The organism is Enterococcus haemoperoxidus ATCC BAA-382, from assembly GCF_000407165.1.
GTDB classification, from domain to species: Bacteria; Bacillota; Bacilli; order Lactobacillales; family Enterococcaceae; genus Enterococcus_L; species Enterococcus_L haemoperoxidus.
On the sequence record NZ_KE136480.1, the window covers coordinates 224,607 to 247,309 of the forward strand.

At 34.9% G+C, this 22,703-nt stretch carries 17 protein-coding genes; all 17 read right to left on the reverse strand.

All coding sequences use genetic code 11. The annotated features are described in order from the left end of the window. Positions 1 to 13: 13 nt before the first annotated feature. The 17 genes from I583_RS11775 to I583_RS11855 all read right to left on the reverse strand — a co-directional run bounded on the left by I583_RS11775 (position 14) and on the right by I583_RS11855 (position 22,696). Entirely contained in the window at positions 14 to 2,308 is a 2,295-nt protein-coding gene (locus I583_RS11775; protein WP_425268404.1) for a glycosyl hydrolase family 18 protein, read from the reverse strand. Positions 2,309 to 2,627: 319 nt separating this feature from the next. Continuing rightward, the gene (locus I583_RS11780; RefSeq protein ID WP_010761621.1) at positions 2,628 to 3,374 is read right to left on the reverse strand and encodes a hypothetical protein; all 747 of its coding nucleotides are present in this window, start codon (positions 3,372 to 3,374) and stop codon (positions 2,628 to 2,630) included. Between the two features lie 18 nt (positions 3,375 to 3,392). Beyond that, on the reverse strand, positions 3,393 to 4,340 hold the full coding sequence (locus I583_RS11785) for a DUF5067 domain-containing protein (protein WP_010761622.1): 948 nt from the start codon (positions 4,338 to 4,340) through the stop codon (positions 3,393 to 3,395). 30 nt (positions 4,341 to 4,370) lie between these two features. Then, positions 4,371 to 6,974 carry a YfhO family protein gene (locus I583_RS11790; RefSeq protein WP_010761623.1) on the reverse strand — a complete coding sequence of 868 codons (2,604 nt, stop codon included), beginning with the start codon at positions 6,972 to 6,974 and terminating at the stop codon, positions 4,371 to 4,373. 34 nt (positions 6,975 to 7,008) lie between these two features. After that, positions 7,009 to 7,716: a signal peptidase I gene (gene lepB / locus I583_RS11795; protein WP_010761624.1), complete on the reverse strand. Its 708-nt coding sequence runs from the start codon at positions 7,714 to 7,716 to the stop codon at positions 7,009 to 7,011. Between the two features lie 23 nt (positions 7,717 to 7,739). Next, positions 7,740 to 8,486: a signal peptidase I gene (lepB, locus tag I583_RS11800; RefSeq protein ID WP_010761625.1), complete on the reverse strand. Its 747-nt coding sequence runs from the start codon at positions 8,484 to 8,486 to the stop codon at positions 7,740 to 7,742. A gap of 22 nt (positions 8,487 to 8,508) precedes the next feature. Continuing rightward, positions 8,509 to 9,174, reverse strand: a complete 666-nt coding sequence (locus I583_RS11805; RefSeq protein WP_010761626.1) for a hypothetical protein — start codon at positions 9,172 to 9,174, stop codon at positions 8,509 to 8,511. A gap of 39 nt (positions 9,175 to 9,213) precedes the next feature. After that, the gene (locus tag I583_RS11810; protein ID WP_010761627.1) at positions 9,214 to 10,299 is read right to left on the reverse strand and encodes a WxLIP family cell surface protein; all 1,086 of its coding nucleotides are present in this window, start codon (positions 10,297 to 10,299) and stop codon (positions 9,214 to 9,216) included. A 104-nt stretch (positions 10,300 to 10,403) separates the two neighbouring features. Then, a complete protein-coding gene (locus tag I583_RS11815; RefSeq protein WP_010761628.1) occupies positions 10,404 to 11,186 on the reverse strand; it encodes a WxL domain-containing protein in 783 nt (260 codons plus the stop codon). 32 nt (positions 11,187 to 11,218) lie between these two features. Beyond that, positions 11,219 to 12,028: a WxL domain-containing protein gene (locus I583_RS11820; protein WP_010761629.1), complete on the reverse strand. Its 810-nt coding sequence runs from the start codon at positions 12,026 to 12,028 to the stop codon at positions 11,219 to 11,221. 3 nt (positions 12,029 to 12,031) lie between these two features. Further along, the gene (locus I583_RS11825) at positions 12,032 to 12,388 is read right to left on the reverse strand and encodes an LPXTG cell wall anchor domain-containing protein (protein ID WP_010761630.1); all 357 of its coding nucleotides are present in this window, start codon (positions 12,386 to 12,388) and stop codon (positions 12,032 to 12,034) included. A 12-nt stretch (positions 12,389 to 12,400) separates the two neighbouring features. Then, positions 12,401 to 16,381, reverse strand: coding sequence for an isopeptide-forming domain-containing fimbrial protein (locus tag I583_RS11830; RefSeq protein WP_010761631.1), 3,981 nt, complete (start codon positions 16,379 to 16,381; stop codon positions 12,401 to 12,403). 138 nt (positions 16,382 to 16,519) lie between these two features. Next, complete coding sequence (locus I583_RS11835) at positions 16,520 to 17,227, reverse strand: winged helix-turn-helix domain-containing protein (RefSeq protein WP_010761632.1); 708 nt, start codon at positions 17,225 to 17,227, stop codon at positions 16,520 to 16,522. A gap of 273 nt (positions 17,228 to 17,500) precedes the next feature. Beyond that, entirely contained in the window at positions 17,501 to 18,601 is a 1,101-nt protein-coding gene (locus I583_RS11840) for a tyrosine-type recombinase/integrase (protein WP_010761633.1), read from the reverse strand. Between the two features lie 686 nt (positions 18,602 to 19,287). Next, entirely contained in the window at positions 19,288 to 20,079 is a 792-nt protein-coding gene (locus I583_RS11845) for an LssY C-terminal domain-containing protein (RefSeq protein ID WP_010761634.1), read from the reverse strand. A gap of 372 nt (positions 20,080 to 20,451) precedes the next feature. Continuing rightward, positions 20,452 to 21,033 carry an aggregation-promoting factor gene (gene apf / locus I583_RS11850; protein ID WP_010761635.1) on the reverse strand — a complete coding sequence of 194 codons (582 nt, stop codon included), beginning with the start codon at positions 21,031 to 21,033 and terminating at the stop codon, positions 20,452 to 20,454. A 436-nt stretch (positions 21,034 to 21,469) separates the two neighbouring features. After that, positions 21,470 to 22,696: a hypothetical protein gene (locus I583_RS11855; protein ID WP_010761636.1), complete on the reverse strand. Its 1,227-nt coding sequence runs from the start codon at positions 22,694 to 22,696 to the stop codon at positions 21,470 to 21,472. Positions 22,697 to 22,703 lie beyond the last annotated feature (7 nt).

A 22,703-nucleotide genomic window follows, 5' to 3' on the forward strand; every position in this document is an offset into this window, starting at 1 on the left:
ACTTTTTTTATTTCTATCCAACTAATTCCCAAGGTCCCCATTGTTCTGTTCCTGGTACGTTGCCTTGAGTCCACCATTTCGCTTTATATGTTTTACCTTGATATGTCACAACATCTCCACCATTATAAGCTTTCGCTGCATCCCATGCATTACTTACAGGAGGAGTTGTACTTTCTTTTGTTTTTACAGCAAGAGTATTACTATCTGCTGAAAGATTTCCAGCAGCGTCATATGCTTTCACTGTGTAGTTGTAAGCAGTATTCGCTTTTAAGTTTGCATCTGTATAGGTTGTTTCAGCAACTGTTCCAACTAATACACCATCACGGTATACTTTATATCCAGCAAGCTTCACGTTATCAGTAGAAGCTGACCAGCTTAATGCAGCACTATTTTCGGTAACTGTTCCGGCAACAAGATTTGCAGGCGTTGTCGGTGGTGTTGTATCTGTCGGATCTGGATTGACTGCTCCTCCGCCATAAATCGTTTGTTTGCTAAGTTCGGCACCATTTTTGGCAATCCGTTGAGTCAAAGCAATACTGCTGATTCGATTTACATCAACTGTTGCCGCACTAGATTTCAATCTAAAAGTATAGCTTGCCCCTTGTGGAATTTGCTGTGCATCGTAAACCGAAGATAAGTCCACTACCACATTACCATTTTCTACTGTTACGGTTCCAGCTTTATAATCACCTGCTGTCAATGTTTCTGCTGCATTGACTGGGATATATAATTTGGGCAGTTTCACTGTTTCAAAGGCTGCTTCAACTGCTTTTAAAACGTCTCCTGTTTCTCCAGAAGTTTCATTATTTTTGACTGTAATTTCATAGCCAGCACCATTTTCATTATATGGTACAATCGTTGCTTTGACATTTAAGTCTGCATAGACGGTTTTATTTGCTTGTAGAGCAGCTGAACCAAATAAACCTGTTTTGATCGCTTTCGTTAATTCATCACGTTTCGTTGTATCTGTCGCTTTATCTTGTGACTGCATCCATGAAATCACGCCGCCTAATTGGTTATTTTTCACGTATTCTGCTTTATAACTGATTGAACGAGGATTGTCATAGGTATAGAATTCACCCGTTTTTTGATTGTACATATAAGGCGCTTTGGCTACATCATCCCAATATTCTTTTAAGTCAGGTGATTTCACTTTAAGATCAGCAATATTACGGTACGGCCAAACACCACCTGCACGGCCACCATCACCCGATTTTAATGGGTTTTTATTATTAGCACCATAGGTTGGTGATAAATCCGCATCTTTATTATTTTTTTCTGCCGCTTGGAACAAACCAGGATGTGCTGAATCTGTTCCAGCTGCTACTTTATTCCACCCACGAGTATAGAAGGCTGCTCCGATCACGATTTTACTTGATGGTGCACCATTTGTCTGTAAATACTTCACTGTTTGATCAACAGAAAAACCACTGGCATAATTAGGATCTGCGGGGTTACCATAAAGTGCACTATGATGCGCACTATTTGGTGTCCAAGCACCATTCATATCATAGGTCATCACATTAGCAAAATCGATTACTTTAAATAATTGCGCAACATCCACACCATTTTTCAAAGTATTTTGTGAAGCAGGTAAAGCAACTGAAAGTTCATATGTTTTTCCTAAATCTTTCCCTTGTTTGTCAATTGCGGTACGAATATCTTGTAACAATGTGATAAAATTTTGTTTGTCAGCTGGTTTGGCATGTGGTGTTCCTTCGTCGTTTGTATTATCCACTTTATCTGGTTCGCGAACAGAAGCAGGATACTCCCAATCCAAATCAACGAAATCCATATTTGTATATTTGATAAATTTAGCAATATTGCTAACAAAATTAGCTCTAGTCGTCGGATTTGCTGCTACATCAGAGAAATCGCCTGATTTAGACCAACCACCGATTGAAATACCAATTTTTAAATTAGGATTTTTGGCCCGAATATCTTGAATAGCATTTAAAACACCCGCACTGGCACTATTCCACTGAACACCCTCTTGCCCAACTGGTGCACCGACTGCGGCATCTTTATCTGTAAATTTCAAATTGCCACTACTGTCAAAATCTAAAAAAGCATAGTTTAAATGCGTCAATTGATCCGCTGGAATATCTTTAGGATAAAAATTATCTTCTCCACCCCAGATTGACCAATCACCATAGTACATAACATTACGGTATTGCGAGGGTTCTGCCGCCTCTACAGCCTTACTTGGTACTAACACAGATAAAGATAAAACCAAACTTGAAACTACGAGCACTAGAGCAGATAGAACGTTCACATTCTTTTTAAACACTTTTTTCACATTTTCCACCTCGTTTTAAGTTTTGTGTGTCGTTTAACCATGTACACTGGATTCTCACTATTTATTCAATGAGAAAAAAACTATTCTTTTAAAATTGCACCTCCTACTAGCCTTTTAAATCTCTCTTATAATAATATAACATTCAGAATGCAAACGCTAACAATATACTTTTATAGATATATTTTTTTATTATTAAAAAAATAATAAAGGTGGAGTAAACTGAAAAAAATCAGCTTACTCCACCTTCTTGATAAGTATAAATAATGATAAAAGAATCTTTTTAAAAAAATTCCTACTTCTATCAAGGCTTATTCATCCAATATATTTTTTAAATACGGTAATCTCTAGCAACAGCATAAATTTCTGTTATTATTCCATTTGCTCCATATTTTACACCAAAGCTCTTTCCAAAAAGACGTTTTTCTTTTGCTTCATCCAAATTACGATAGAGTATTATTTCCTGATTTATTAATGATTCTTTTGCCTTGGATTCTTCTTCAAATTTTTTCACTAACTTATCTTGATCTGCTAAATCTAACCAACTACCCATATTTTTTAAGGTAGTAATTGCATTCCCTCCATGGAAAATCCCTTCATCCGATGCATTATAGATCACTAATTTTTCACTAGATAGTTTAACTTTTTTTTGAATCGGAATGTAGTTGTATGTCAAATTGATTTCTCCATAAGACAAATACTTTCCAGCTTTGTTTTTGTATTTTACAAAACATGAAAACGCCAATGTATTCTCAGAGCTATATATACTATAGGTGTCTGCTTCTTTTTCGCTTCCTTCGATTGCAAGATCTTCTGCAATTAATTTCTTAGCTGCATTGATATTATCAGGTATTGTCACTTTAAATTTCTTATCCATTAGTTCTTGTGCTTCTTTTTCTGAAATTTTCCTATATTCGAAATCACCGAAGGGCGTTTTACGGTCCTCCCACCAAGCAAATTTTTGCTCACTTTTATCCAGTTTATGATTTGCAGTGGATGCTGGTTGTTGTTCTGTGATTCCATTACAGGCTGTTAAAAACAATAATGGCAATAATAATACAATCTTTGCATGTTTCATAATAAACCTGCTTTCTACTTAGTTTTTAATTGGCATAATAATCTCTTTTTGCCCTTTAAATTGCTCCTTATCAAATAAAAAAATAATATTTGACAACGATTGATCATTCAGTTTATAAACTACTGCACTTTCTATCGAATCGTTCTTTCCAATTAACTGCTTACCATTTTCTAGTAAATAGGCTAGATCTTCTGCCTGTGTATGTTCTGTCATTGGACTATTTTCCAATACTTTATCATCCTGTTTGACAGTTACAAGTGTTTCCAATAAGTTTGCGGATTTTTTTACTTCACTCTTATTTTTAAAAACATAACGTACAATTAAAAGATTTTGCTGCTTATTTTCAGAAACAATTTTGTAACCCGTCAAGTCAAATACATAGGAGTCATTTTCAATTTTATTTAATTTTTCTGGAGATTGTTCCGATGTTGTTTCTGTTGTATGTTCTAATTTTAATGTTGCTACTGATTGATCAAATACCGTTGTTCTTCTACTTTCTTGATTATCTTGCGGTGTATAAAAGATATACTCAACTAAATGCTGTTTTTGAAGAATATAATAAGCTGACACCCATACAGGTTTTTGCTTAAATACATATTTAAATGAAAAACGTAGTGCCGGTTGATTGTCTAACGTTAATTTTTTCGAAGAAGCATGCTCAACACCAAAAGATTCTTTGACTAATTTTTCCGCTTTTTTCTCTAATGTATTTTTTTTAGGTTCCTCTATACCACGCACACGAATAAACATATAAGAATTACTAGTTGTATCTTGTGCACCGAAAACTGCGGCCTCATTATATTGCTCTTGATAATCCTCTTGTCCATTCCACCCAGTTGGCAAATTGAAGGAATATTCTACGCCTTCTTTTGAAAAATATTCTTTTTTTCCAGACAACTCTTGATGAGCACAGCCAGTCAAAAGAAATAGTAATGCACAAAAAATGATTTCCTTCAATTGCTTCATGTTGCCTCTCCTTTACTTTTTTGATTTATTTTATGCTTCAATCTTTATCGTCAATTCTTTTTTTATCCTGTAGATATAGCCAACAAATAATAGTATACAAAGCAGGAATAAAATTGTGCCCATCACAAATCCTTGCGGTAAGAAAACAAAATTGATTTCATGTTCACCGGCTGGCACTGGGATCGCTAAAAAAGCATCTTTGAATGTTGGAATTGTCACCTGTTTTCCGTCGATATAGGCTTTCCAACCTTTATCATATGGAATCGTTGTTAACAACACCTCCTCTTTGTCAGAAGTAGTTCGAGCCTGTGCTTTACGACCACTTGTTTTAAAAGCCACACTTCTTTCTTGAATCTTTTTCACCGACTTTTCAAATTCCTGTGTATTTAAAAAGACAACATCTGGTTTGAACAATGTAGTTCTTTGCTTACCACCTGTAAAACTAGTCGTAACTTTTAATGTTTTTGTTTTGTCATAATACCCTATTGAATGATATTGACCATCATCGCGTAAATCAGTCCTACGTGTTACCCCGTCGACCGTCACATGCACTTTAGTATCTACTGCGGCACCTAGGTCTGTTGGCACTAAGCTTAAATAACCTTGTGAATTAGCAGGAACTGTGATTAACCACGTAACTGATTTTATTTTATTCGGCTCTTCTTCACTAAAGCTGACTGTATTTTCTTCTTCTGTGACAATGACATTTTTCGAGTCCACCATAGTGGCTTCTCCAAAGCTAAATAATTCCCCTTCTGAACTGGATAAATAATTGAAGAGTTCTGTTTGATTTCTGACTGCTTCTTTTTTATAAATACTTTTGTCAGTCATAATTCCGAGCGGTAGTGCATAATCATTTTTATAAAGGCTATAATCACCTGATTGGCCAATTTTTTCATAGCCAAACTTGTTTAAGTTTCCTTTGGCAATGGTATATTTCATTCCAATCAACGAATCCATCAATAAAGTATTATTTTCATAATGAACTTGCAGATTGCTGCCTAAAGAACGAAACCCTAGTGCATTCATGTATTGTGAAGAATGCCTATTACGAATCGATGAAAACATCCCGATACCATGGTAACCAAAATTAAAACTATCATCTAAAGAAATTGGATTTAAATTTTCCATTCTAAAAAATGTTTCGTTTTCTTCAAATGCTTGGTCTGACAACGCCTTGATATGAGGATAGGGCTTAGCAATCAAATCACGTGAAGGATAGTTCCAATCCTGTTTAATTCCTTTTACTAACGCTTGCGCATTTACAAAAGCCTCTCCACTCATTAGCAAAACTATTAACACGGGAAGCCACTTTTTCCACTTTGGCTGATACGCATAAAAATATAAAACTAAAACATACGCTGCTAAAAGACCAATTGTTACTACTAAAGACATTGTCGTGATAACACCATATCTTTTCTTATTCGACATAATCAAAAAGACAATGAAAAGGCCTGCTATCCCCAATACACCATTCAACAGTTGATTGAAGTCGCTCTTTTCAAATACTTCTAAACCATATCCAGCCAATAAAATCACTAAAAATGAAAATAAAAAACTAAACCTAAAAAGTAACATATTTGGCGAATGCATGCCATGCCATGCTAAATTCAGCGGTAAAATGTAGACACTTGCAATCACTAAAATAAACAAACTCCCAAAAAGCAATTTATTTTTAATTGCAATCTTGTTGCTGATAAAATAAAACATGCAAAAAATCAGCGCAAATAAGCCAATATAAATAAAAGGCATACTCTCAAATTTTGACGTATCATAAACACCCACTAAACTTTTTGCAACGAAATCCCATGGACCAGTATCAGGTGTTAAAAAAGTTGTGATTGCCGATAAACTTTCGCCATTATTACTAAGATCAAAAATGGTCGGTAAAATGGTGATCATTGAAGCCCCACCAGCAAGTAACGAAGTGATCAGATAGGTCGGAATCCTTTTTCTATAAATACTCCAATTGCCGATTGCTCTGGCAAAGAAGTACAGAAAAGAAAATACTCCTACCATAAAGGCCATATAAAAATTAGATAAAAATAAAAGTAGATAACTAACAAACAACAGAATTGGTTTCTTATCGTCCATCAACCGGTGGATACCTAGAATAATCAACGGTAAATACATAAATGTATCTAACCACATGATAACTTCCGAGTATCCTACACTGTAGGACATTAGTGCATAAGATACACTTAAACCGACAACGAACCAACGATTGATTTTAAACGTATTGTGGGCGAATATCCAAAAAGCCAATCCGCTTGCACCAAACTTAAGTAGCGTTAAATAATACAAAGCATCTGCCATATTTCCATTATCAAAAAAGAAAACGAATGGCGTGAACAAGCCATTTAAATAATATGCCATCAACGCCCAGTAATTTAATCCTAATGAACCAGACCAGGTATAGAAAATATTTTGTTTGCCATGTAAAACATTATTAAAACTGGCATGAAAATTTGCATACTGCGTAAATGAATCACTTGCTAAAACCGTTAATTTACTACCTGGATAAATATCGTTAAAATAATAAGTCACTGCCATTAATACAACAGGTATACTAAAGCTTAGCAGCATCGCTAAACAATTTTGTTTTAGAAACTCTTTTATTCTATGTTTTCTCATTTTAGATCTCACTTTCTTTACAGTTCCCAGCATTTTATCGGACAACGCCCATCTTATTAAATGGATAATAACGATAGACAACTACTCCTTCGATTTGATTCTGATCTACCAAACCAAATATTCGACTATCTTCAGAATGATTTCTATTGTCACCTAAAACAAAATAAGCATTTTCAGGTATCTTATAATAGACTGATAATGCTCGTGCAACATTTGTTGTAACATTGACTCGAATGGTTCCGTCTGGTAATTCTTTAGCTGCTAGGTTTTGACCATAGAGATTTTTAGGATTATTTTCTGCTTGGTGGTTAATATACAACGTATTTTCCTCTACCCAAATAACATCGCCAGGCATCCCTATGACTCGCTTGATATACGATTCTTCCTTCGCCGTTTTTGGTTCAAACGTGACAATATCATATCTGGACGGATGGACTCCTTTAGCAACCAACACACGATCTCTGTTACTAAAAGTTGGTTCCATAGAATGCCCTTCTACTCGATGCGTAGCCATACGAAATAAGAACAGAAAACAAGCAATGATAAAAAACAGAAAAATCAAGTTAGAAAAATAGTGACGTACTTTCCCAGCCCGACTTTCTTTTTGTTTTTTTTCTCCTTTAGCTATGTGCTGTCTTTTTATGTAGCTAAGTCTACTCTTTTTTTTATAAAGCGTTCTTTTTTGAGCATGACCAGCTGGGCTCTTTCTATGTACTATTTGTTCTGACTTTGACTGTTTCATTTTTTTCCCTCGTTATTCATATACTAAAAATGGGTCATTTCATGAATAGGAAATAATCGAATTGTCACCACACCAATAATATCTTTTTCATCAATCAGCCCAAAGTACCGACTATCTGTTGAATAGCGCCGATTATCACCTAAAACAACGTACTTACCTTTTGGTATCCGCTTTACTTGCAATATATCCTGAAGCGAAAAATCTGGTGTGATGTTCGAGTTTTTTTCTTCGTTAGATTGGGTCTCTTGAGACATAAAACGTTCCACTATCTCTTCTCCATTAATATACAACTTGCCTTTTTCATAAAAAAAATCTTCACCTGGTAAGGCGATTACACGACGAATCATGACTTCATTTTTTTTAGGCTCTTTAAAATAAATTAAACTGAACCGCTTGACTTGTCCCCATTTACTTACAAATAAGCGGTCCTTATCGTTTATCGTTGGCGTCATAGAATATCCTTCAACTTTAGGAATAGCGAATATAAAATAAGCAATCACAGAGATCAAACTCAGAGTAGAAATAATTGTAATAATCAACTCTAAAACAAGCTTTTTGCGTTGCATTTTCTTTAACGCTATCCGTTGTTTTTTTGTTAATCGATTACGTTTAGCACTCTGCTGTTTTTGTATTTTATGAGTTTTTGCATTTATTGAGGCATTTTTTTTATTGCTAGATTTCCTCTTTTTTCGCTCTTTGTGATTATCATTAGATATTGGTTTCGTTTTGGTTGTTGGTCGTTGCTTCTTTTTTTGGCTTCCTTGCTTCATTTGATTCACCTCAACCTAGCTACTACTTTTTGGTCTTCAAAGCAGCTTCATTGACTTTAAATCGTTTGAATACTTCCTGTTGACTATCCCTCACTTTTTTTACATCTTTTTGATAGCCTTCCATCGTATCAGCTTTGCCTAATGAATCTACTGTCTGACTACTCAAATTAGTTCCAAGTTCTTTCAACAAAACAAAATGCCGATTTAACAGCATTTGCCCATCTTCAGTTAGACCTTGATATGCTCTTCTTGCACCATAACTAGATAATGATAGTGAAAGTTCTCTTAGATTCTTAATAGATTTTTGTGGGTTTTCATCATTTTTAATATTGTTCAATTGCAGTTCAACTTCATCTAATAAATAGTAGCTTTGAACGATCGACTCTGAATCTTTTGCATGTAAATTATTCATTTGGTAGTGTCGAGTATATAAGGCGCTACCTGTTGCTATCAACATTAGAACAAAAAGGGTAATACCGCTGTTACGCTGACGTTTAACTTGTTTTTCAACTTTACGCCGTTTCATAATAAATTGTTTTCGTTTACGCTTATCTTTTGGCGGTCTCCTTTTAAAGCGACGCAATTTCCGACTAGTTATTATCGAAAGAACAACAGAGAATAGTGCAAATAGGAAAAAGAGCAGGGCACTAGACAGTAATGTCACAAAAGACCAATCTAACATACTCATATTCGGCTCTCTCTCCTTTTTTAAATTTATTTTTATCTATCACTTACTTTTATTATTTTTTTTAGCATTCTTTTTCTTTGCAGCTCTTTTTTTATTCAGCATTCTTACAACAAAGAATATGATCAATCCTAAAATAAAGATACCAGCAACAATCGGTATGATAAGTTTCCAGTTAATTCCTTGTTCTTGAACTAGATTGACATCTTGTTTGTTATATTTATCAGCATCTTCATCCGTAATTGTAAACTCTTCGTCCCATTCCCATTTTCTATCTTGAGACGTTGCACGAACATGCGCTCGATACTTACCTGGCACCATTTTTTCTCCATTCATTGAAATTGGAAAATCCATCATACTGTTTGGTGCAAATCGCATACCTGCTTTTTTAGTATCATAAATAACACTATCAGATTCTTTTGACATGATTTGAACATCCAATGTCAAATCATCTAAAATTGCTGCTTTTATATTTGAAAGATTTACAAAGATGCTATTGCGGTAATTACTTAATCCAGCATATACCTTGTTCAATTTTAACTCCGGTTGAACTACAGTATCTGTTTCTGTCAGTACCATACCGACTAAGAATGCATATTCATTAACAACACCTTTTTGTTTTTCTTGTTCTTGTTTACTAATATGGCGTTTCATTTCAATACCGCCAGAAATCATACCATCATAACTGCTGTCAGGCATTGTAATTGCTAATTTCAACGGAACAGTTGTTTTGGGTGGGAGTTTTACAGATTCTTCTCCTTTGACAATATCTTTAAAATCATATTTCAATGATTTATCATTATCGATCGCACTCGGTCCATATTCAATAACACCGTTACCGTTAGTCTTAGCGCCATTAATTGAAACCTCTACTTCTACTTCTTGATCTCCATCGTTTGTCAAATCAATTTGAACAGTTTGTTTTTGTCCCGGCATCATTCTTAGATCATAATAACCAACTTGCGGATTTTTTTGATTTTCTGGTTTAATGACTTTATAACTGAATCCCAGCGGATTTTTTTGTCCTTCTTGTTTCTTCGAATCATTGGCGTATGCCAGCTGCGTTGGAAAAACAAAACTAGCTATGTATATAAGGGAAAGTAAAAATATCGTTGCTCTTTTTTTCATTCCTTTTCTCTAACCTTTCTATAAAATGAAATTCACCGACTCAATGAGCCGGCGAACCTCACTCAGTACTTATTTTTCTTTAAAATGAAGTTAATGGTTGCAACTTAAATTACGTCTGCCATCGTCCAAGTAATTTTTGCAGAGTAATCTCCTTCACCAATTGCGGTTGTTGACGGGATGTTTAACATAACCGCTTCTTCTGCAGTACCATCCGAGTGTAAACCAAAGTTAAGTTCGAATTTACCATAACCAACACCCTCTGCAGCATCTCTGTTATCCACAAAAATTTCTGATCCACCAGCAGTTGCACCATCGCCTGCTATAAGTTTTACAGTCCCTGATTTTTCAACCGGTTTTAAGCTTGGATCTGCAGTTGATGTTACATTGATGTTTTTGTACGTAATGTTAGCACCTTTAAGGTAAGTGCCACTTGTCTTTTCTTTAAAGTTTTCACTGATTTTAGCAGTTAATTGGTATGGACGGCTATCTGTCGCACGTAAATCTTGGAACCATACAGCATTTTGCATGTCAAATTTCCCAGTGTTAGTAGCTTTATCTTCTTCTGTACTATCTGGGTTTGCTGTGATAAGCAACGCCTTGTAATCACGTTGTGTTTGACTTGTTAAAATATCGTGTGAATCAAAGTCTAATGGGCTAATACCAATAATACCCATAGGCCCAGGGTTTGTTGTTGTAATACCCGTTGTGATTGTTGTACCCGTTGAATTACCTGGATCAGTGATGATTGGATCTTCATCTGTATTATAGGTAAATTCAATATGCCCCGATCCATCAAGATCGTTCGCTTTTGTTGTGTTAGGCATTGCTAAAGCAACTCCTGTTGCTGCTAGTAATGCAGCCCCGCATAATTTGTGTGTTAATTTCATGTGTGTTTCCTCCTAGTTTTGTGTGTTTTGATTTATGGTAACTCGGCTAATGTCCAAGTTAGCACCGTAGTGTAAGGTACCGGATCTTTTTTCGTTGTTCCGGGTATTGACAACGTTATTGCACTATTTTCTTGCATTTGCTTATTTTCAAAGTTTGCATCAAGCATTGGCTTTCCATCTGCATCGACTTTTGGTTTCAAGGTGTTTTCTCTTCCAAGCGGATTATCAGAAGATCCTCCGAATGAAATAGACCACGTGCCTGCTCCTGTGCCTTGTTTTGCCTCTGCTAAATTATATGTTTCTCCAATATTTTCCAGACGAATAATATCACCTGAAACAACTGGGGCATATGCGTTATCTACCGTAGAATTCGTCCATGATTTGTCTAAAGACAACACGGCACCATTTAATTGATTGTTTGATGTTTTAGTATTCTGAAATTGTGTCTCTTGTTTTAACTGAAGAGTCCATCCTATTGCTCCGCCACGATAATCTGAAATCTGGATGAAATTCCCACGAGCTTCAGTCGCGCCATGAAATAATTGAGCATTCACCGAATACGTCATATCTTTATCGGATATTTTATTGCGTCCAGTAAAATTGAATTGTGGAACAAAATCAATACGAAGCTTTCCAGAGGTACTCGGACTTTCTCCTGCATCGACAATGTCATCTGGATGTTCAGGATCTTTAATCCCTCTACTTTCATAGTTACCAGTAAACTGAATGTTCCCTGCGCCATCTAAACTTTCTTCAGCGAATACAGTCTGAGTCCCTGTTATAAAAGGTCCTGTTATTAAAAGAGTCGCGGCAAGTAAAGACAATGTCACTGTTCTTTTCATTGCTTAATGCCCCTTTCCTTCTTGCTTTTCCTTTTTCCGTCTCAAAAGAAAATAGCCTAAAACAATTACAACTACAACAGCACCACTAATGGATAAACTTTTTTTTACTAATTCACCCGTTGAAGGATACTTGCCTTTAGGCTTGATAGATGTTTCCTTATCAATTGATTTTGATGAACTAGTTAATGTTGATGATTCTGTAGAACCATCTTCTTCGTAGAAACCAATTTCTCCATTCGTTTGAACTGCACCACCACCGTTTTCATCCTCTTGTGCATTTACTAACTGAGGTGGCAAAATGACTAACGTAACCCAAACTATGAAAAAGATAAGCAGATATGTGACTTTTTTTGTTCTCATTTTATCCCTCCATTATTGGGTTTCACTTAAAGTAAATTTGATAGTCGCAGTGTACTCGCCAATTTTTCTATATTGGTTTGCTTCCAGAACCATTTTAAACCCATTCCCTTTTTTGACCCATTCCTCTTCACTAATGTTTTGACTACCTCTGGCTTTTTTGATAATGTCATATGGTTCTTCTAATTTCAGTACATTATCACGTGCACCATCTTTGTAGATAAGCGCTTCTGGTAATTTATAAGATTGGTCGTCGGTTGATTCCATCACTTTTGTTACTTTAGCGGATAGCTTCCAATCAGTTAAGACTTCTCGGCTATCACTAACCACAAGAGATTGATCAAATTCTGGGTTATCAGCAGAAAAGTTCCCATAACTTCCCGATTCTTTTAGCCCAAAATCAATCATTTTTGGTGCTGAAACAAAGGAAAGAACACCTTCTACTTTACCTCCTGGCAACCCAACTTCATTAGAACTTATTGTAAGAAGTTCATGTGCTGAATCTGGATTGATTGGACCTTGGATAAATGGCTTCTCTCGGGGTGAATCACCATTTGCCTTTGCTAGATTTTTAATATCATTACCCACAATAGCATCTTGCCCAAGTTTAACTTTAAAGCTTGCTGTTACCTTTTTATTGGCCGCTAAATCTCCAACATAAATTTTTAATGTTCGTGTTTCTTCATCATAACTAAATTTACTTTGATCTGTACCAATTGATTTACCATTGATGGTAATACCATTATCTGTTGGATCAAAAGATAACCCAGTTGCTAGAACATCGACTAATTCAACATTCTTCCAAGGTTCAGATCCCGTCTTAGGATTTTCAGCTTGCAATGTATAGGTCAGCGTGTCACCAATTGCAGTTTTACCTGAACCTCCACTTGATACCACCGATTTAACTAATTTTGATTGATCTGGGATGACATCTTTCGTAATCAAACGTTTTGCTTGATTAAATCGCTCGTCTTTGTTGCCAACTTTCACTGCATCATGATAACCTTGGTAATTTTCATACCCAGTAATTTCTTCATTGATATTTCCAAATACACCATCGGGTTCTTGTGTATAAGTTTTCGGTAATGTAAAGGCCGGTAAAGGACTGTTTGTTGCAGTATCTTTTAAATAGACATCTACTTTAGCTGTCTTATCTAAATATTCAGGTAAATCAATCGTCCATTTACCTGCGCTGACTTTTGATGTGATTGCTTTTCCATCTGAACCTTTTAACCATTGATCATTGACCTTGACAAAAACTTTTGCACCATTTTCATTACTAGTACCTGATAATTGTTTGGTTGCGTTGTTCAGATTGGTTGGTACTACTGCTTGAGTTGGTGGAGTGACGTCCAGCGACTCAACTGACTCGGCCCACCCTTTCAGCCCATCTGGAACTTCATCCCCTGGTTTTCCTATATGAACACTGCTAGGATCTGGATTTAAATCGCCAGCTTTACCGCCACGCCATGCTCTTACTACTTCAACCTTATCACCTGCTTCAAAAAACTCGGCAGTTCCAGAAGAAGTCTTTTTATTTTCAGCTTGGAATAAACCAGCTCTTTCATTTTCTCCGTATACACTGAGTCCTTTTGAAGAACCGTCTACGCCCACCGTCTTACCATTTATTTCATAAGGCGCTTCACCATTAGCTTTCGTTACTTTTAAGACAACAGTCACTTCATCTGTCCAAGCATCACGAGAACCTTCAACACCCTCTGGAATGGTAACGTGTCCGAATAAATACTTATCCGCATTTGTGGGCGTTCGTAGTTCATCTACAATTGGATTAGCATTATTTCCACTGATACGTGCCATTGTACGCATACTATTAGCTGTACTTCCCAATACAGCATGAGCTGCATCATCTGTCGTAAAAGTGCCAGGTAAATTGATCTGACTCATTTCAAAGGTTCGATACCTCGCAGCACGTGAACTATGATAATCATATCTAAAACCAGTGTCATACAGCCCCATATCGATAAGGGTCCATGCTCTAAATGGGTTTCCTTCTAATTGATCAGCATTGCCTTGTTTCCAAACACTGACGTCAGAATAGACATTTTTTAAATCACCACTTCCATTAAAAACTACACTACCGCTATTGTTTCTAAAATCGTAGTACAGCATATTATGAAACTCGAGTATGGAATTTGTACCAAAATCAAATGTACCACCAGTACCGTATCCATCAATTGTAAATTCCGTGCCAGGATCTCCAGCAATTATTGTTCTATTACCAGAACTGAATCCTCTATTTCCTTTAGCAACAATTTCAACTTTAGAATCTTTATCTTGTACTCTGAATGAATTACCGGTACCAGTATAATTTATCCCCTCTTGGTTCCCATTATTAATAACTTTAAACTTCGAACCTCCGGTTACTTTTACGGCATTATTTCCATTTGCAGTACTACTAGCTGATAATCTCAACGTTTCAGATCTAGAACTTTTTTCTTTAAGAAGAATAAATTCGGACTTATCTTCAATGTTAAACTGCATGTCATTTGATAGCCTGAAACGCATTACAGCACCAAAACCATTTCCAGTCGCATCGTCTAAAATTGTGGCATGTAGTTTGGCATTGTTCTTAATATTAAAGATACCACCATTTCCTTCCATGACCGTTGTTGGATGTGATTTGGAAGTCAGTAGGAATTCTGCTGAATTTGTAACTTCTATTACAGAGTTCGCTCCTTTAATCCCCACAATAGTGCCAAATGCATCTACTCCATTTTGTGAACCATACAGTGTGGCTTTTGTTCCTTCGCCATTAAATTTCATCGTTGCTCTGTCACCATTAAGACCTATCATCGCTGTTCTGCTATTATTTAAATCTAACGTTGAACCTTGATCAACATTAATCGTTGAATCATTTACCTGGGACGCCAGAAACATATCTGAAAAAGAGCCGCTAACCTTTGTCCCATTAGTAATCGTTATATTTTTAGCTTCAAATAATTTATGCCAGTTATCATTCATACTTGTTCCACCAGCACCACCAGAACCTATACCATTATGAGTCAAATGAATATTGCCTCCATCCATCAAAATAGCGCCGTTTGGCAAATAGGCAATACGTTTGGTATGACCTTCACTTAATGAAATATTGTTAAAAGCCGCAGTCCAATTTGCACTATCAGCAGCTGACGCATATACTAATGCATCATTTGAAGAAACGGCAGTACCAGAACCTTTTAAATTCACATTGTTAAATCTAATTTCAGAAGCTATCCCGACCGATCCTAAAGTGATTCTAAAATTAGCAGCCGAATTAGCACCAAAATCTAATTCAAAATTATCCACTCCGTTAGTCCCATCAATTGTGACACTTCTATTCACTGTACCAGGATTAACCGATGAACTTCCGCGAGAAATATTTTTAGTCAATTTAATTGAATGTACTGTCGGATTTTGTAAAGCACTCACAAACGTTGTCCAGTTCTCAACTGTAGCTACGCTTCTTGTATTAGAAGCAACTGTAGGTGTAATTGGGTTAGTGTTTATCGGAGTCTCAACTACTTGTCCTGGATACTTCAAATTAAAGCTACCCTTTGCAACTACATCATTTTCATGAACTACTTTAAGCGTATCAGAGATGTTTTTCCCGATTTTTGTAGCATCAAAAACTATCGGAAACTCATAGTTACCTTTAGCTTTTTTAAATTGAATAGTTACTTTATTCGTTTGATCATGTTCTTTGACTTCTAGCTCACTTGCTTGCTGTGAAGAAAAAGATTCCATCAGAGCCTCTTCAGATAAAAGACCTATTTTCGTTTCGTCTAAAGACAATTCAATTTTCGCTTTTTGAGAGTTTTCGACTTTCAATAGGTATTCTACTTGATTTGTTGATTCAGAAATCTTTTTTAAAGTATAGTTACTTTTATTTTCCTCAGAAGCTTGTATTTTGGTTTGTTCATTGAACATTAGAAATCCCAAAATACTAAACAAAGAAACCAACAAAGCAACTAGTATAGCTTTTTTTTCGATCTTCATTATTTTTTTCAACTCCTCTCTATTCGTGTGATTTTGTGTGAGTCGGATCACACATATATTCCAATTTTCCATTCATAGATAAACAATTGTTCTCTTGAATCAAAAAATGAAAACAGATTAAAGTGAATTATAGATTTCTCAACTAGACAACATATACCCTCTTGAACGAACAGTTCGGATATATTTTGGTTTGAAGGAATCATCTTCTAGTTTTTTCCTTAGATGGAAAACTAAATTGGCTACACGATATTTCTTATCGCCTTTTTCTTCGCCCCAAACACTTTTGTACAGTTCTTCATATGTGATTGCTTCTCCTTTGCGACGAATCAAAGATTCTAAGGCTTTGAATTCCAACTTAGTCAGTCCTACTTCCCCTTTTCCTTCAATACTTACGGAGAAATTATTAGGGACTAGTCGAATTGCTGGTGGTTGTCCTTCCATTGTTGGATGTACAGTATCAGTAATAGTCTCTTGTTTCTGCTTCTTATCAGTTCTTCTCTCAAGTGTATTCATAATAGACAAACAAAATTCATCTGACTCTGTCCGATTATCAAAAGTACCATCCGCTCCAAGTTGAAGATGGACAATACGATTTATCTTTGTTGACTCATCAGATAAAATCCAGACAAAATGATTCGTCAAACTTCTCACTTTGATTATCGACTCACACGTCAAGCCAATATCTTCTATAGTAGGTTCATTGATGATCACCGCGTCCATTTGGGGAATCCTTTCCTCCATTTCATTTAAATTGACATGATGAAGCGTGCATTTTTTTTCTTTTAAAGCAACTATGTATTCTGATTGATCCTCTTCAATAGTATTTACTAAGGCTATGTTAAACATTTGTTTCCTCCTAGTTCTTAATAATGGTCGGTTCCAGTTATTTTCAATTCCTTTGTCATTTTCATTTCTAGATTTAAAATAATAAACTTAAAAGCCAAAAATTATTATTTTATTCAAATTCATAGTAAAATTAATTTTAATTATTAATATTTATAAATTTGACAGAATTTTCTCGTTCTAAATAAGAACAGGAAATCACTGCATAAATCGTTTGACATCAACGATTTGAATTTCCTTTGACGGCGATTGTGACGGCGAAACCGTAATTTTCTACTAGATAGCAGCAACTGCTTCCACCGCAATTCTTTCTTCTGTTAAGTTGGAATTTGTATAAATATCAAGTGTCATTTTGGTTGATGCATGTCCCAATAAAGAACTGATTACAGCAATATTTACCCCTTTTTCTAAGCAACGAGTAGCAAACGAATGTCTCAAGGCATGAAATGAATAATCTGCTAATTTAACCTTTTGCAACAACCGTTTAAATTGATAGCGAATCGTGCGTGGTTCTGTAAACCCTTGAGTTTTAGAAACAACATAAGCACTCTTGCTCAATTCTTTCTTACTCAATAGTTGCTCTAATAAATCAGATGATAAAGGTATCACTCGCTCTGAATTTTCTGATTTTGGTTTTTCTTCGATAATTTGCGTCTTATCGCTACTTTCGGTATAAGTTTTTACTCTCTGAAGGGTACGCTTGATTGATAGCACTCTGTTTTCAAAGTCGATATCTTCCCATTTCAAGCCAGCAATTTCGCCAATTCTCATACCTGTTTCTAATGACATCAACATTGCTAGACCGTTAGAAGATCTTTTTGCTTCTCTTATCAAAAGTTTGTGTTCAAATTGTGAAATAGTTGCAATTTTAGGTTTCTTTCCTTTTGGAAGCTCAACATTTTCATAAACTGAGCTTTTCACAAAATGTAGTTTTTGTGCATATCTTAAAGATGTTTTTAATACTCTAAAAACAGAATGAAGTGAATTGATTGATATCTTTTTCTGCGTATTCTCAATAAATTTATTGATATGTTCAACTGTTAAGTCACTCAGTCTTATCTCCCCAATTAAGGGACGAACATGACAGTCTAATTTGCTTTTATAACTATCAAATGTTCCTGGTTTCACTTTTGTACTGATTATTTTCTCTAACCAATAATCTAACCAATTGTTGAGACTTCCGTAAAACTGTTCTGACTGGTCTTGAGCACTGAACATCGTTGCTTTTTTTATTGTCAATTTTTTCTTCACCTCTGTATACGTTTGACCATAAACATAACCATAATGGATAAGCCCATTCGCTTTTCTTCCCTTAATATATCGCCCCTCCCAACGACCATCTTTTCTTTTATAAATATTTTCACCTTTTCTAGCCAAAGTAATCTTCCTCCCATAAAAAATAATTGACGGCGAATCTGACGGCGAAAAAAAAAACAGCTTTTCTCAAATTATTCAGAAATTAATGAAAAAATTGATATGTTCTTAGGATAAAAATGAGTTATACTTACAAAAGATAAAAAAAAGATATCATATCCACATATTTCACTTTATTTTTATCTTTAAAACAAGTAATTAAAAGATATTTCGCAAATCATATAACCGTTTAAAAGTGATGAAAATAAAAATATATCCACATTTTCTTTAATCTGCCATTTTTTTCCTGTTCTTATTTAGAACGGGATTTTTTATATATACATATTTCTATAACAAGTATATATAAAATAACTACTTTTTTATTATTAAAAAAAAGAGAAAATATCATACTTTTTTGATAAACAATATAAAATTTATCTATTCCTATCCAAATACCATAAGAAAGACAACCGTTAAATAGTGTTGTCTTCTTCAATGATGACGTAAAAAATGGTGATTTTAATTTTCTTCTTCTATAAACATCTGATTTTCTAAGCCAATTGAAAAAATAATCGTATAAAGACGGTCTCACCAGAACAATACTTGCAAAAAACAGTTGTTAACGTCCTATGTTGTTTCCTTCTACTTGATCAATCGGGAGCAAAAAAAAAACGAAGAAAAGTATTTTACCTTCTTTTCTTCGATTCTCCTTATTTATCTAATTTAATAAACGGCAATGCACCATCAGTGAAGATTTCGTCACCACCACCGTTACGTCCATGATAACTCGTAGTGAAGTGTTCAACTATTTCAATAGAAACAGATTGATTTGACCGTTTAAGCATACCTAAAACAAAGTCTCTCTCTTGATCGACATCTGAATTGATTTTATGTGTGATTTGTCCTGTAAAAAATGAAAAACCAACTTTTTTATCATAGGTTGCTGCACCTAGCCAATCGGCATTCCTTCCTCCTGGTAAATACCAATCTTCTGGTGTTTTCCAAAAGCGAACATGATGTCTTCTTCTTGGATTGTTGTCTATCTCTCGCTCAAATGCTATGTCTTGCTTCTTATTAAATAGAAATAATGAACTGACTGGTGCTTTAGGATAGGACTTACCTAAAACACTCGCAATGATCATATGCAGACTAGATTTTATTGATAATGGCTCCGCTATTGTCCAACCAGCTTTTATAAAAAGTTGGTTTAATTCTTCTTGCGATCCAATAAAAGCAAGATTGATTGGATCGCCAAGTAAACCATCCCCTGTTCTCGAGCGTCCGATAAAATAATCTGGCAAATAGCGTCCTGTCATTAATTTATTAATAAAAGGAAGTACCAGATAGGAACTAAATAGCCATAAAATGATATAAAGAAAGATATGGATTTTTCTTGTTAAGATCTCTGAAAATAAGGCCTTATAAACTAAGTAACCGATAATAGCGATAAAAATAAAGCGAACTACTCTAAAAATGGTGTTTAACAACGCCTGCTTTTTCATGTAAATACTTCCCTTCTCTACTTATTATTCTTTTCCTTTTGAATCATATGAAACACATTTGAAAATAAACTAGATAATTTTCAAATATGTTATTAACAATTATTATACGAGTCTCTCCCTATTATTGCGAGTTCTATATTCTTTTCTATTCGATTATTCATGATTTTATTGCATTGATTATTCCAGCTACTTTGAGATTTTTGTAAGGTTTAGGTATTTTACTTCACCTGCCTAAGATAAAGTTCATTAAATTATATTCACTTATGAAAGGTAGCGTATTATTATTTCGATAACTTCAAAAAAAAGAAGCCCCCAATAAAATGGTTGCTTCTCTTATTATTTATTTAATTGTTACCTATGAGACTGTATTGTTTAATACCAGCCGTTAGCCATCCAGAAAGATTGTGCTGCTTCCCATGACCCGTAACGTCCAGCTACATAACTATCCGCTACACGTTCCTGATTGGCTTCAGAATAGTCACCATTTAAGTAAGAAGCATCTAATTGATATCTACCGATATATTTACCATTTGTTGCACCATAAGAACCACTTGATTCTTTTTGCGCAATCCATTCTTTTGCAGAAGAGCTATCTGCTGCAACTGTTGATGCTACAGGTGCCGATTCTGCAACTGGTGCTTCTTCTACTTGCGTTTCTTGTACAGGTGCGGCTACTGGCGCTTGTTGTTTAGCTGGTGCTTGAGTCGCTTCTTCATCTGTACGAATTACTAATTCTTCACCTTCGAAGATCATATTTACATTAAGGATATTGTTATCTTTTGCGATTAAATCGATTAAGCTATTGTCTCCATTAAATTGATGAGAGATAGTAGATAATGTATCTCCTGATTTTACTGTATATAAGCTATCAGCATGCGCGTCAGTCGTTCCCATAAAAATTCCAAATCCTGCAGTCAAAGTTGTTGCTAATAAAATCGTTTTAAGTGATTTCATGTTGTTTCTCCTTTGTAAAAAATATTTTCGTCGTTTGTTTATCGACTTTGCATACTTTAACATCTAAAAATATTTCATAGGTGAAGATACCGTAACAATTCGTTACGAGTGTTTGCATTGCGTAACAGCTTGTAAAATACACTCATCAAAACACTTGTTCGCACTGGATTTCTTTTTGATTTTCAGAATGTAAAAAAACATGTTTTTTTCTGAAATATTCTTCTTATTCAATTTAATAACGATCGTAATGTTACAAAAATCTATAATTATTACAGAATTGCAGCTTGCTTTTCTAGTAAAAAATGACCTTTTACTACAAAATCTATGAATTTTAAGAAAATATATTATAGCAATAATGACTGTTTTACTTCTTTAATCGACAAAAAAAGCAGAAACCTTTCTAGTTACCTAGCGTTTCTGCTTTGTTCATTAATGATTATACATCAAATTCTTTTTGCTCGATCACTGATTCTAGTAATCTATTTTCAGTTTGAATTATATCAAAGAAGGCACTGATCTTCTCTAATTGTTCATAATCGATTTGATATAATTTTACTCTGGGTTTTAAAAATAGGAAACCAGGACGAATTTTTACTCGCTCATTGATCAAATGACATTGCTCCATCATTGATTGTAAATCCATTTCTGATACACTATTTTTGATTTTTTCAATTCGTGCACGTTCATAGACCCATTGATCTTTCGTTACGGTCATTTTTTCCGTAGTTGTTACTAATTGACGATTCAAGCGCCAAGATTGTTCAATAAACTTCGCCTTTTTATAAAGATCATCATATTTTATCAAATCGATCCGGACTGGTTTATACCAGTCTTCTTCATCAATTGAGCTTTTTTGATGTTTCTTAAATCGTTTTAAGCCACTAACGAGCAAACTGTTTTCTATGGCGAGCAGCTCGTACTCTAATTTTTCTTTTGCTACCCGCACACGTTCCTTTGACGCTTTCTCTCTCTTTAGACTTTCTTTTAAGAAAAGAACTTCGCTTTCTTCTGAACGAGTAACTGCAGTTATTTCGACTTCATCTCTTGGTTCTACTTCAGATATTTCTTCCTCTTCTGAATCATCATCTAAAAATGAAAAATCGACATCTACTGCATTTTCAACATTTTCTTCTATAGATACTTCTACAGGAAAAGTTAGTGTCTCACTAGATAAAGACATCTGCTCTTCTTCTTGAAAACTAGCAAGGAGTTTTGCTTCTAAGATACTGCTGACTGATTCAGATTTTGAATAGCCCATCTGTTGTAAACTAGCTGAAACAATAAATTGAATTGGTTCTTCCTCTGAAGCGAAGGAAATAGGAATAAATTCACAGAAATATGTACTAAAAATACCGTCCACTTCTTCAACTATTTTTGTCCAAATAAACTGTGGGAAAAGTTCTTCCAGTTCTTCCAGTAAAACATCCCAATTTAATTGAGCTTGAAAAAACTGGATTTCCACATGTTTTTTGATCGGTGAAGAAATAATTTTTTCAGAAATTTCATCATTTTCCAGAAAAGTTAGAAAATCTCCCGTTGAGCGTTCATAGAGTGTTTCACATGCATCAACAATTTCTTCCGTACTATCTTTTTGGTAGAGAACGGTTCCCATAGTGAATGGAATTGCTTGTTGATGAAAAAACACATCGAAATAATCATTCATTAAACCG